1 protein-coding gene is annotated in these 314 nt (G+C 72.9%); it reads left to right on the top strand.

Going from position 1 to position 314, the window contains the following annotated elements:
• The coding region (locus ACLBX8_RS31825) for an AMP-binding protein (RefSeq protein WP_447716427.1) at positions 1–314 on the top strand (314 nt) is incomplete at both ends.

Here is a 314-nt window from a genome sequence, read left to right on the forward strand (position 1 = left end):
CGGTACTGCCTCGCCGAGAACGCGCGCCTGCGTCCCGACAAGACCGCCCTGGTGATGGTCGGCGACGGCACCGCGGACCGCCTCAGCTTCCGCGAAGTCGAGCGGGCGGTGCGCGGCATCGCGGCGGGTCTCCTCGGCCTCGGCCTGAGGCCCGGTGACCGGGTGATGATCCGGATGGGCAACGAGGCCGACTACGTCCTCGTCTACTCCGGCGCCCTGGCGGCCGGCCTCGTGGCGCTGCCGTCCTCGCCGCAGCTCACCGAGAGCGAGGCGGCGTTCCTCATGGACAATTCCGGGGCCGCCGCCGTGGTGAT

It is taken from the genome of Methylobacterium sp. D48H, from assembly GCF_053345715.1.